The organism is Coxiella-like endosymbiont, assembly GCF_002871095.1.
Lineage (GTDB): Bacteria > Pseudomonadota > Gammaproteobacteria > Coxiellales > Coxiellaceae > Coxiella.
This window is the reverse complement of record NZ_NSHJ01000138.1, coordinates 1-13,110: the sequence shown is the minus strand read 5'-3', so window position 1 is coordinate 13,110 and position 13,110 is coordinate 1. Positions and strand designations below refer to the sequence as shown.

Here is a 13,110-nt window from a genome sequence, read left to right as displayed (position 1 = left end):
TAGTAGAGTTTAATATTTACTCTTTTCAGCAAAAGTTAGGTCGTATTTTGATGTCGAAAATTATGGCGAAAAATTATTTTAGTATTGTTAGCTTCTTTAGTTTTTTTGGTTCTTGTATTGGTCGGGTACATTATGGGGGTTTTGTGGGGTGGTCGAGGATAAATAGGCTATTTAGGGCATTAAGAAACTATTTTGAGTTTGGTTATCAGGTAAAATAATTGATTGCGTATAAATCATCCTAGATTATATGATTCTTTTCAATTAATTATATAGAGTTAATTTATAATGCGAATTATTGTATTAGGGCTTCCCGGAGCTGGTAAAGGAACTCAAGCAGAATTTATTGCCAAGCGATTGGATATACCAAAAATTTCAACAGGAGATATGTTACGTGCTGCTGTTAAGGCAAAAACTTCTTTAGGGTCAGAAGTAAAAAAAATAATGGAAGAAGGGGGGCTGGTTTCAGATGATATTATAATTGCATTAGTGAAAAAACGCGTGAATTTACCTGATTGTCGAAGTGGATATTTATTAGACGGTTTTCCACGGACCACAGCACAAGCAGAAGCATTACATAGTCAAAAAATTAAAATTGATTTGGTGATTGATATCGATGTACCAGAAGAAGAAATTATTGAACGTATGACTGGTCGTTTGCTTCATCCTGTTTCGGGTCGAACTTATCATCGACGATACAATCCTCCTAAAATACCCGGTAAAGATGATTTAACGAGTGAACCTTTAGTACAGCGAGCTGATGATCATGAAGAGACGGTTCGAAAACGTTTAGCCATTTATAAACAACAAACCAGTCCTGTGAGTCACTATTATATCGCATGGGAAAAATCAGGTAATTCTCAGGCACCCCATTATTATCGCATATCAGGCCTTGGTACTATGGATGAAGTGCGGGAACGTATTTTAAACGTATTAAATAGTGAAAAATTTACCAATCACGATAATATTATAAAATTAATTTAAAGATATATCAATTGAAAGATATATCAGATAAAAAATACAATTTAACTTAAATAATTTTTTAAAAGCTGGTTTCTTTACTGAGAAATAAAGAGAAAGTCCCGGTTTTCACAGTTTGTTTAAAGAAGCTAGACCGATATTTTGGAAAACGTCCACGGTGATGGGGTAGTAGTTAAGATAATTAAAGCTATTTTTCTTTGGTAAGTAGCGTAAGCACTTTGCATTTTTGTAGTGTTCACTTTACGTTCTGGTTTACGAGGACGATTTGCTTGTTTTTTAAAGTGGTTTTAGCACTTCTGTTGTAGTTCGTGATTTTTTAGCCGCAGCTATTTTCTGGTTCTATCTTTGCAAAGTTTAGAGGGTTTAAGTACAGTATCTTTCTTTGTTTGTGCTCATTCTTTTGTGCGCCACTTACTGTATTGTACGTCTCGTTATGCTGTTTCATCATACTCTTCAAATACGCGGAATTTATATTGGAGCACCATTCATTTATTAGATCTTTTTCTTGTTGTGAGAGGTTTTTCTTTTTTTATCGGTATCTTTTTTATTTGATTAGCGAATAAAAATAACAATTAAATTTATATAAAAATCAATAAGTTTAAAGAAATAAGTGGCTTTTTTATGATTTTAATATAAAAATTAGGCGGCAATAGTGGAATTTTTATTTTTTAGAGTTCTTAAAAAGAGGAAGGGAAAGTAAATCTATCTGAAAAAATCAGAGTTTGCATGATATTGCAAATTACATTAACGATAGGATCTGAATGTGGAGCACAATATAATCTTTTCAATTTTTCTTATTTTTGCTGGTGCAGCAGTCCTATCAACTTTTGCTTTAATGACTCGCCAATCCATGTTGGTTGCTTATATTTTATTAGGGATTTTGTTTGGTCCGTGGGGATTAAAATTAATTGCTAATATCGATATGCTTCGGACGGTCAGCGATGTTGGAATTATCTTTTTATTATTCCTTTTAGGTCTTAATTTACCCCCTCAAAAATTGATAACTATGTTCAAGGAAATTACATGGGTAGCCTTAATCAGTTCGATTGTTTTCGCGATTATAGGGTATCTTGTTGCTTATTTTTTTGGTTACTTGCCAGTGGAGTGCTTAGTAGTTGGTGGTGCGATGATGTTTTCCAGTACGATTATTGGCATTAAGTTATTGCCAACCACAATCCTACATCATCAACATACTGGAGAGGTAATGATCAGTGTTCTTCTCCTCCAGGACTTAATTGCTATTGCTGTTTTGTTTTTGTTACACGGAGCTTCACGTGAAGGGAAGGTTTTGGTTGATATTGGCTTAGTAATATTAGGATTTCCTGCTATTTTAATTTTTGCTTATTTATTTGATCAGTTGGTTTTATTTCCTTTATTTTCTAAATTTAATCGGATTAGAGAATATCTTTTTTTATTGGCAATTGGCTGGTGCCTTAGTATGGCTCAGTTAGCTTCATTATTGGGTTTATCAGGTGAGGTAGGTGCTTTCATTGCTGGGGTTAGTTTAGCTTCAAGACCAGTATCTGTTTATATTTCTGAAAGTTTAAAGCCAGTACGGGATTTTTTCTTAGTTTTATTTTTTTTCTCTGTGGGGGGTACTTTCGATTTGAACTTTTTACCTCTTGTTATAACCCCTGCATTAATTTTGCTTATTTTACTGATGGGGGTAAAACCTTTAATCTATAGGTTATTATTACGTTGGATGGGGGAATCCAAGCAAGTATCTTGGGAAGTAGGAGTACGCTTAAGTCAAATTAGCGAATTTTCTTTGATTATTGCTTATATGGCTCTTAGTAGCCATATTATTTTAGATAAAGCGGGCTATTTAATTGAGAGTGTTACTATATTATCTTTCATCATTTCCTCATATTGGGTTGTTATTAAATATCCTACACCTTTGGCAATATCCGACTATCTACGACGAGATTGAGAGCTATGGGATATGGGAAATTAAAGAATGTATATTGGCTTTTAGCCGATAATATATTGGGTTTTAGCCGATAAATAGATAAAAAATATATTTTAAAATTAGCAGGTAATTATACTCGTTATAGCTTTGATTGTTAATGTTATTGTATTTTCTGATACAGCAGTGCTTCATTTTAATATCTCTTTCTTAAAATTAAGAGTATACAGATTAGATTGGTTTAATGCTTATTTTATTAACTGAAGAAATAATTTAATCATGTGTTTTTTTGGTGTGGCATTGGTGTGGCATTATCAGTATTAGTATTATTATTGTTATTGTCCTTTCCCTACTGTTTATTTATATTCTGATTTCTTTTTTATCTACTATCTTTTATAAATCTGCTATCTCTATAACAAAGAAAGGAGTCAGTTATTATTTTTTAACGGTGATGGTTTTTTATATGGTATTATATGAATGTATCTCTCCTTGTTTCGGAAAATATAATTCATGTAAGATTAAAAGTTCTGATTAATACCTATCGGAATCTTTGTATTGATTTTTTGTTATGAATCCTTGAATTGAGAGGTGTGCTTCTTTATAAATTAAACCTTAATAAGGAGGTTGAATCGTTGTTTAAGAAATTATTTTCTGGATGAGAATAATAAAGATGAGAATAATCATTTGTATTTGAGAATAATAAAAGTGGAAGACCTATCGTTAGATTAGATTCCTCATAATTAAGAAAGCATTATATTTATTTTCGTTAGTGTTAGTGCTCAGGAGTTTTTAAACGACGGTATTTCTATGATGTATTATACGCTGGAATCGCTTCTGTACGAGAGAAGATCATTGAATACAAGTTTAATCGTTCTAGGAATTGAAGAAGGTTTCTATGATTAGTGAAAGAATTGATTGAGCGTTATAGATGAAGCGTTATAGAGATGTGCCTTGTATTGATAGCTTTCTTTACAATTAAACGTTAGATTAGTTAAATTATAAAGCGATAATCATTTATTAAGTAAATCGTTTAAATAACAAGAATCATTTAAATAAAATAAATAAAAAATAGTTTAAAGAGCGAGATTATGACTGAGAAAAATATAACATCTCAGGATGTTGACCCCATAGAATCCCAGGAATGGAAAGAAGCACTTAATTCAATTGTTGCATATGAAGATACCGAACGTGCTGAATTTATTTTGCAACAATTATTGTCGCATGCTAGAAAAATTGGTGTGCCTGTCCCCGTTGGTCTTCGTACTGCGTACATCAATACAATTCCTGCTAATTTAGAAGCTAAATTGCCTAAAAATGAAATAAATATTTTAGAGCGTTTAACAAATTATATACGATGGAACGCCATGGCTATGGTAATGCGTGCGGGTCGTAAAAAAACTGGACTAGGAGGACATCTGTCTAGTTATGCTTCGATAGCAACTTTAGTTGAAGTAGGATTAAATTATTTTTTTCACGCAGATGATTTAGTTTTTTTTCAAGGCCATTCCTCGGAAGGAATTTACGCACGTGCTTTTCTTGAAGGGCGGTTAACAGAAGATGAATTAGTTTATTTTCGTAAAGAAGCCTTAACTAAGGGAATTTCTTCCTACCCCCATCCCCATTTAATGCCTCATTTCTGGCAATTTCCCACTGTTTCTATGGGTTTAGGACCATTAATGGCTATTTACCAAGCTCAATTATTGAAATATTTACATTATCGAGGGTTGGCAGATACGGCGAAGCGCAAAGTATGGGTTTTTTGTGGTGATGGTGAAACGGGGGAGCCTGAAACTTTAGGTGGATTATTGGTGGCAATTCGCGAGCGTCTTGATAACCTCATCTTTATTGTTAATTGCAATTTGCAACGTCTCGATGGACCTGTTTCAGGCAATGGAAAAATTATCCAAGAATTGGAAGGTATTTTCCAGGGAGCAGGATGGCGGGTAATTAAAGTTATTTGGGGCCATAATTGGGAACGATTATTTCAAAAAGATAAATCTGGTTTATTAGTAAAATATTTGGGTGAGATGGTGGATGGAGAATATCAAGCGTGTTGTGCTAAAGGTGGTGCTTATCTACGAGAACACTTATTTGGTAAATTTCCGGAATTAAAGGACCTTGTCTCTGATATGAGTGATCGTGAACTGGAGCAATTAACGGATGGGGGTCATGATCCTCAAAAGGTTTATGCGGCTTATATGGAAGCACTAAAGGAAACGGGAAAGCCGACAGTCCTGCTAATAAAAACCGTCAAAGGTTACGGTTATGGTCAAGAGGGAGAGTCTCAAAATATTGCTCATAATTTAGAAGAAATTAGTGACGAAGGGTTAAAAACTTTTCGTGATCGATTTAAATTATCTCTCTCAGATAAACAATTAAAAAATCTAGAATTTTATAAACCAGCTGAAACAACTCCCGAAATACAGTATTTATATAAACAGCGTGAAAAATTAGGAGGGCCATTACCAGTGCGCGATGCTTCTTATGAAGCTTTACAAATTCCGGATTTAAGCTTATTTAAATCGCTGTTAAAAGGTACTGGTGATCGATCAATTTCAACCGGAGCGGCTTTTTCTCGTATTATGGGATTGTTATTAAGGGATGAAAATATCAAAGAACGGCTTGTTCCAATTGTAGCCGATGAAGCTCGAACGCTAGGATTAGAAGGGTTGTTTCGACAAACGGGTATCTATGCGGTAGAAGGACAAAAATACACTCCGGAAGATGAAAAGAGATTAGTTTATTATCGTGAGCATCAATCCGGACAAATGTTTCAGCATGGCATTTCAGAAGCAGGTGCTATGTCCAGTTGGATCGCTGCTGCTACTTCATTCGCTAATAACAATTATCTTCTAATTCCTTTTTATGTGTATTACGCAATGTTCGGTTATCAACGTGTGGGTGATTTAGTGTGGGCGGCTGCAGATATGCAATCAAGAGGTTTTATTTTAGGAGGATTGGCAGGTAAAACAACTTTGGCGGGTGAAGGATTGCAACATCAAGATTCTCATAATTTATTGATGTTCAGTATGGTACCCACTTGCAGGGCATACGATCCTGCTTTTGCTTATGAACTAGCTGTAATTATTCAAGATGGCTTGCGTCGAATGTATCAAGATAAAGAAAACGTGTTTTATTATATCACACTCATGAATGAAAGTTATCAACATCCAGCAATGCCCGAAGGAGTTGAAAAAGGAATTATCAAAGGGATGTATTTGTTTAGAGAAGGGAATAGAAAATTATCCCAGTGCGTCCAATTATTGGGAGCAGGAGCGATTTTACTTGAAGTCATTGCAGCTTCTGAAATTTTAGAGCGGCAATTTAATGTAGCTGCGGATATTTGGAGTGTTCCTGGTTTTAATTTATTGCGTCATGATATTGAATCTGTAGATCGATATAATCGTTTGCATCCTCAAGAAACCTCTAAAAGAAGTTATGTAGAAGAGTGTTTTCATGATCGAAAGGGTCCAGTAATCGCTGCTACTGATTATATAAAATTACAGGCAAATCAAATTCGTCAAGCAATTAAAAAGCCTTATTATGTATTAGGAACTGATGGTTTTGGTCGTAGTGATACTCGATCTGTCTTGCGGGATTTCTTTGAAGTAGATGCTAAGATGATCGTGTATACAGCATTAAAAGCGCTAACAGATCAAGGTGAATTTGAAATGGGTCAGCTCATAAATGCCATACAGAAACTAGGCATTGATCCCCATCGACCTGATCCATGGACAATATAAACAGGGGGAGATAGTGGAAAATTTGATAAAAAAAATTTCTGTACCAGACCTGGGTGGAATCTCTGAAGTTGACGTTATCGAATTATTAGTAAAACCTGGTGATCGAGTAACAAAAGAAGACGGTTTAATTACTTTAGAAAGCGATAAAGCTTCTATGGATGTTCCGTCACCATGGGGTGGTACGATTAAAGACATTAAAATAAAGGTTGGGGATACAGTTAAAGAAGGAGATGAAATTTTAACTATTGAGCTGAAGAAGAACGAAAACGAGAATATAGGACAAAAAGAAGCAAAAAATAATATAAAACAAGCTGAGAAAGAAAGATCTCAAAAAAAAGAATTCAAAGAATCTCCTCAAGAAAAAAAAGTAAAACTAGAAGAAAAAACTGAAATACAGTTTTTTAAAAGCGAAGGTTTTGGCACTACTGTTCATGCGGGACCTGGTGTTCGTCGAATCGCACGTGAATTTCGTGTTAATTTAACTAAAATTAAAGGAACTGGTCAGAAGGATCGTATCCTTAAAGAGGATGTTCAGGAATACGTAAGACAGCAATTAAAAATTGCGGAAAAAGGAGGGGGTGAAGGGTTACCGTTGTTCCCTCATGCACCTAGAATTGATTTTTCTAAATTTGGTGCTATTGAACAAAAACCCCTATCTAAAATTAAAAAAGCTACAGGTGTTAATCTTACGCGTAATTGGATGACTGTTCCTCATGTGACTCAATTTGGAGAAGCAGATATCTCTGAGTTGGAAGCATTCCGTAAAAGTCAAAAAGCTTATGCAGAAAAAAATAAAGTTCGATTAACTCCCTTAGTGTTTATTATCAAAGCAGTAGTTAATGCGCTTAAAAGATTTTCCCATTTTAATGCGTCGTTAGATCCCTCGGGGGAATATTTAATTTTAAAAAAATATTTTCATATCGGGGTGGCGGTTGATACACCTGAGGGATTAGTAGTTCCAGTTATTCGGGATGCGGATAAGAAGGGATTATTTGAATTAGCTAAAGAAGTAAGTGAAATGAGTGAAAAAGCCCGTACCAATGGTCTAACTTTGAATGACATTCAAGGTGGTTGTTTTAGTATTTCCAGTTTAGGAGGGATTGGAGGTACAGGTTTTACACCAATTATAAATACAAGCGAAGTAGCGATTTTAGGAGTTTCAAAAATGCAATGGAAGTCCGTTTGTTTTAAAAGCGGTAATTGTAAGACTCGAGTAATCTTGCCTTTGAGTTTATCTTACGATCACCGTGTTATTGATGGTGCTGAAGGAGCACGATTTATTGTGTATTTGGCTGAACGTTTATCGGATATTAGAACGTTATTATTGTAATTGCTAGTTTCTCTCATAAATGAGAGAAACAATGACAAAATAGGTAGATATAAATGCTTTAATTACTCATAAAAAGGAGAAGAAAGATAATGCAAGAAATTCAAACTGATGTTGTGGTCTTAGGGAGCGGACCTGGAGGGTATGCAGCAGGATTTCGAGTTGCTGATTTGGGAAAATCAGTCGTTTTAGTAGAACAATATGAGACACTTGGTGGTGTTTGCTTAAATACGGGGTGTATTCCCTCAAAAGCTTTATTACACGTAGCTAAAGTTATTGATGATGCTTACGATATGGCATCTTTTGGTGTAAATTTTAGTAAACCCCAATTAGAGATAAGTAAAATTCGCGCATGGAAAGAAGGTATTGTGAAAAAGTTAACAAGTGGCTTAAAAATGATGGCGAAGAAGCGTAAGGTTAAAATTATTACGGGTTATGGAAAATTCACTTCCCCCAATGAATTATTAATCGATCATAGAGAAAAAACACTTATTCGTTTTAAGCAAGCAATTATTGCCGTAGGATCACAGCCTCTAAAAGTTCCCTTTATTTCTGATCATCCACGAGTTATGGATTCCACAGATGCGCTAAAACTAGAAAAGGTGGAAGATCATTTATTGGTAATAGGGGGTGGCATTATTGGTTTAGAAATGGCTACGGTTTACCACGCATTACATGGTAAGATTAGTGTAGTAGAGCAAATGGATCAGATTATTCCTGGAGCAGACGTAGATCTAGTAAAGCCCCTTTACCAACGCATTCAGAAATACTATAACGAAATTTTATTGAAAACCAGTGTAAAAAAAGTAGAAGCTCAAGAAGATGGAGTATATGTCTTTTTTGAAGGTGAAAACGCTCCTGCTAAGCAACCGAAAAAATACGACCGTATTTTGATAGCGGTGGGTCGTACCCCAAATGGTAAATTAATTGATGCAGAAAAAGCAGGAGTTAAAGTTGATGAGAGAGGATTTATTGCGGTGGATAATCAGATGCGCACAAATGTTCCGAATATTTATGCTATTGGTGATGTTGTTGGTCAACCCATGTTAGCTCATAAAGCAACATATGAAGGTCGCTTAGCAGCTGAAGTAATAGCTGGTAAAAAATATTATAATGACGCTCGTTGCATTCCAGTGGTAGTCTATACAGATCCAGAAGTAGCTTGGGTTGGGTTGACGGAAAAAGAGGCAAAAAAAGAAGGAATTAAATATGAGAAGGGCGTATTTTCTTGGGCGGCTAGTGGTCGTGCTTTATCCTTAGGTCGTAGTGAAGGTTTTACTAAATTGCTTTTCAAGAAAAATGGCAGACTGATTGGAGGGGGGGGAGTTGGTGTAAATGCAGGTGATTTAATCTCTGAAATAGCCTTAGCTATTGAAATGGGTTGTGATGCGGAAGATGTGGCCCTTACCATTCATCCTCATCCGACTTTATCGGAAACAATCAAGATGGCTTCTGAAATGTATCAGGGAACTATTACGGATTTAATCCCTTTTCAAAGAAAAGAATAAACATTCATTCTAAAAAAATGTTGTTACTTTTTGTTTTTCCCTCTTAGAGGGAAAATAATAGATTAGTGGGGCGCAATCAGTTAGTATATTTCAAAATGAAATTTAATACAATGATCAAATATAATTAATAGATTATTAGGCTTTTGTATAACATGAAATTTGAATTTTTTACTTTGCTGTCGTAGTTTTTTTAAGAGCCGAATCATTGCATTAATCGTACTTTCTGTTCACCACATCATTTAAAATAAAATAGCAATATATTTAACTTTGAAAATGATTATTTCAGCACAAAAAAAGGTTTTTGATGTTTTGAATTTATTATGATGTAGAAAATTTCCTTTATAGTTTAGTACTTTTGATTCGATTAATTAATACTTAGAAAATCAAATTAGCTTTTAAATCGTTTAGTGATTGTTGGACTTCTAAATTTTTTAAAACTTAATTAAAACCTCGTTTTATAGGGGTTTTTTATGTAAAAACACTGGAATTAAGATTAAATTAAGTAGGTAGAGAAAAAAATAGATATATAAAATTTTAGTTCAATTTTAATTAGGAAATTAAACGATTGATAAGATGAGTATGACGAGATAAGCTTAAGGATTATTAGCCATCAAATCAATTTAAGTTTCAAGGCAACTCTCTATAACAAAGTTCATAAATTAATGAGAGATTCATCAAGATACTCATAATAAAAAAGCTATTTTTGTTGAAATAGCTAATTGATAAGTTAGTATTCTCTAGAATACTTTATAAGTTTTATATTAAAAAATAGTTTCTTAGGTAATGTGAAAGTATTATGTTTTTAGTTAAAAACTCCTTTAATATACTAAATTTACAAAGAGAGATATTGGTCAGAAGAAAAATTTTCTTTTAAAAGAGCCGCTTTCTAAATGAGTGAAATCTATCTTTAATATGGTTTTAATTTAGAATAAAAAACTTAAAATAGAGGGGGGGGATTGTATGAAGCAAACATCTTTTAGTATTGATTTTCCAGCGGTATTAAAAGCTCTGGAGGTTGCTGCTAAAACTTACGGAGAAGGAGCAGAAAAAATTCTTCGTGTTATCGCTAATCGGCTTTTAGAACGGCTGGATTTTATTCGTCTCAACCCTTTACGGGTAGTAGATTTTGGTTCTCGAACAGCATATACCACGAGAGTATTATTAAATCGTTATAAAAAGGCTGAGATTATTAGCTTCCATTTTTCTGTATCTTTATTAAATCGAGTTAAGGATGGTTTTCAGAGGTATTGCGATTCGAAAATGGTCATTGGGGAATATACTCTTGTACCGTTTGTCGATCGATCTGTCGATTTGATTTTTTCTAATTTAACATTTCAGTGGTCTTTTGACCTTCACCAAACTTTGCAAGAATGTCAAAGAATTTTACGACCGGGAGGACTTTTATTATTTAGTACTGTAGGACCTGATACATTGAAGGAATTACGAGAGAGCTTTTCCGATAAGAAGCGTCATGTCCATACTTTTTACGATATGCATGATATTGGTGATATGCTTACCCATTGTCATTTTCTTGATCCGGTTATGGATATGGAATACTTAAGTATACGTTATTCTTCAGTTCTTCAGTTGATGGCGGATTTAAAAGTTATAGGTGCACATAATGCTGCTCAGGATCGATCTCGAGGGTTAATGGGAAGAAACCAGTGGTATCAAATGCTAAAGGCGTATGAAAGATGGAGAGACGAAAATCATACTATTCCCGCAACGATCGAAGTCATCTATGGTCATGCTTTTGGATCTGAGATTTCTTCTTCCTGCCAAAACTCTCAGGCGCAAGAAGTTTTCATTCCAGTAAGTGATATTAAACGAAGAGTTAACAATTAACAAAATTAAAATAAATAATGATCGACACTTTTTAAGTAATCAAGCTAATTTTGTCATCAGTGAAAAAAGTATTTAGAGGTAATATAATTAATTAAATGAAGAGAGTGTTTATCAGTATATTTTTGATAAAAAATGAGATTTATCAGGTTAGGTATCAAATCACTTTTCAAAAGTAATTAATAATCCTTTCTCTGGTGAGAAATTAGGCATTTAACTTCTTTCTCTTCAGTTTCTGTTACACGCATTGACAGTTATGAATAAGATTAACTCAAATTTTAAATTTTTTGAGAAATTCTTTGGAAGGTAGAGTTTTTTTGTTTTATAATTTTGAGAAGTTTAGTTAATTGATCGAGTGAGTGCGTTTTTAAAATTGAACTATTTCTGTTTTTCTGAGCTATGTAATACTTTTTTTAATTAAAACTGATGATTTTTACCTATTTTATTTTCCAGGATATCACGAATTAATGAACTAGTGTAGGATCTTTTTTATCTACAAACTGCTTAATTTTAACTAGTGCCCTTGCTTCCAGAAAAAATTATCTCTTAACTAGCAACGAATAACATATTTAATAAACTAACTTTTCTACTATTTAAGATAAAGTATCTATAATTATTTTTAAATTTAAATTAAAATCGTTGTAATTTTATTGAACTTTAATAACTAAGTTTTCTAATTTGTCTATTTTGCATTTGCTTCTACTAGTAAGTTTTAAACTTCTCCTTTGGAAGTTTGATGAAATTTTTTATCCTTAATTACCAATAGCAAAAAAAGTTCAGGAGGGATATCTAAATAATACACCTCATCTACTTTCGTGGTTCATTCCTGAATAGTTGATTTTGGAGTAGTGAAGTCACGATAATTAGAGGCTAACAATCCAACTGCTTAGAGAGCTTTAATTGCAAAACCTTTCCTACTAGTAGCGTTTGTTAAAATACCTTCATTTATTGAGAGATTATTATTTGATCTTTGATATTGAGAGTAAAGCAGAAATTATGATAACGTAAATCTTTTTGAAATTTTCTTTTGCTTGGTTGTTACATATTAAATAGTTTCTCGTACAATTAAAGATTATTGGAGGATGTCTTGATTTAAAATCATAATATCATGTTGTGATTTGTCTTATAACGTCTATAGCAAGTTTTTCCTGTCCTCATATATTTAATTTCAGCACTGGAAAAACATTTAAAGATAATTAGAGAGCTGGGGGGGAGCAGCGAGTTCGAATCATCACTAGAATAGGGGCTTTGCCATGAAAAAACTAAAGTACAAAAATTTAAGGTATTAGAGAGCGGATTAAATAATTTCCTAGTGCCTTGGTAAATTAGTTACGTAGCATATTTTCGATCCTAAAAACTTAATATTAGATTAGTTCTTTAAAACTATTTGTTTTGATTATACCATCAATAAGTTATTTTGATACGGAACCTTATTTGAGAAGCTTAATGTTAATTCTAAAAATTATAACTTATATATACTATGTGCTTTCAAAAAACAAAGACTGCTTATCAAGCTTTATGCTTTAAAGTATCTAGTTTTATAAGTTTTTTAAAGAATTCAAGAAGATTGATAATAGCATCAGTTATTTAATTCTTTTTGATTGTTAAAATTTATTTATGTATTATTCATTAATATTTTATATTAAAAATTATATTTTTCGATTTTTTAAACATAAAAATGGTTTCTTATTTAATAGAAATACTTATTGTAAAATTATTGTTTTGAGTATAAATTTATTATTTGAATTAGAATTAATAAAAAATATACTTTCTTTTTGTTTTCAATTTACTTACAATTTCTTCTTC

6 protein-coding genes are annotated in these 13,110 nt (G+C 33.0%); all 6 read left to right on the top strand.

Annotated features, from left to right (window positions below; genetic code table 11):
- Positions 1-285: 285 nt before the first annotated feature.
- The 6 genes from adk (at position 286) to CLERM_RS03160 (ending at position 11,307) form a co-directional block, all read left to right on the top strand.
- Positions 286-981: an adenylate kinase gene (gene adk, locus CLERM_RS03185; RefSeq protein ID WP_102157147.1), complete on the top strand. Its 696-nt coding sequence runs from the start codon at positions 286-288 to the stop codon at positions 979-981.
- A gap of 760 nt (positions 982-1,741) precedes the next feature.
- Entirely contained in the window at positions 1,742-2,908 is a 1,167-nt protein-coding gene (locus CLERM_RS03180) for a cation:proton antiporter (protein WP_179946444.1), read from the top strand.
- Positions 2,909-3,972: 1,064 nt separating this feature from the next.
- Positions 3,973-6,627: a pyruvate dehydrogenase (acetyl-transferring), homodimeric type gene (gene aceE / locus CLERM_RS03175; protein WP_102157145.1), complete on the top strand. Its 2,655-nt coding sequence runs from the start codon at positions 3,973-3,975 to the stop codon at positions 6,625-6,627.
- Positions 6,628-6,640: 13 nt separating this feature from the next.
- Complete coding sequence (locus tag CLERM_RS03170) at positions 6,641-7,957, top strand: 2-oxo acid dehydrogenase subunit E2 (RefSeq protein WP_102157144.1); 1,317 nt, start codon at positions 6,641-6,643, stop codon at positions 7,955-7,957.
- Positions 7,958-8,043: 86 nt separating this feature from the next.
- Positions 8,044-9,462, top strand: a complete 1,419-nt coding sequence (gene lpdA / locus CLERM_RS03165; protein ID WP_102157143.1) for a dihydrolipoyl dehydrogenase — start codon at positions 8,044-8,046, stop codon at positions 9,460-9,462.
- 960 nt (positions 9,463-10,422) lie between these two features.
- Positions 10,423-11,307 carry a methyltransferase domain-containing protein gene (locus CLERM_RS03160; RefSeq protein ID WP_102157142.1) on the top strand — a complete coding sequence of 295 codons (885 nt, stop codon included), beginning with the start codon at positions 10,423-10,425 and terminating at the stop codon, positions 11,305-11,307.
- Positions 11,308-13,110: the final 1,803 nt, after the last annotated feature.

What these genes read in the sequence shown, in the direction of transcription:
- CLERM_RS03160 (WP_102157142.1), top strand. Translation starts at nt 10,423, where the DNA reads ATGAAGCAAACATCTTTTAGTATTGATTTTCCAGCGGTATTAAAAGCT.
- aceE (WP_102157145.1), top strand. Translation starts at nt 3,973, where the DNA reads ATGACTGAGAAAAATATAACATCTCAGGATGTTGACCCCATAGAATCC.
- adk (WP_102157147.1), top strand. Translation starts at nt 286, where the DNA reads ATGCGAATTATTGTATTAGGGCTTCCCGGAGCTGGTAAAGGAACTCAA.